This is a genomic window from Bradyrhizobium uaiense (assembly GCF_010811875.1).
GTDB classification, from domain to species: Bacteria; Pseudomonadota; Alphaproteobacteria; order Rhizobiales; family Xanthobacteraceae; genus Bradyrhizobium; species Bradyrhizobium uaiense.
In genome coordinates, this window is the sequence record NZ_VKHP01000680.1 from 1 (window position 1) to 256 (window position 256).

The following is a 256-nucleotide window of genomic DNA, read 5'->3' on the forward strand; positions in this document are numbered from 1 at the left end:
CCGTGTTGCCGGTCTGGTCCAGCACCACCGCAAGACCGGAGGCGCTGTCGATCAGATTGGACGTCGTGCCGTTGGCGGCAATGCTCAGCGCATAGGCCGTCGTTCCGCCGTCGGCGCCGGTCACCACCGTGAACGCACCGGCGAAGCTCTCCTTGTCCAGCGCATGACCCTGGGTCGGCACCAGATCCGGTGTCGAGCCTTTGATGCCGGCGTTGGTCGAAGCCGATAGATAGGCTTCGAACGTGTTCAGCGAAGC

Annotated in this window: 1 protein-coding gene; it reads right to left on the reverse strand. The window is 64.5% G+C overall.

What is annotated here, in order from left to right; all coding sequences use genetic code 11:
• Nucleotides 1-256 (reverse strand): DUF5801 repeats-in-toxin domain-containing protein (locus FNJ47_RS47050; RefSeq protein ID WP_163163619.1); only part of this gene is annotated, 256 nt, incomplete at both ends.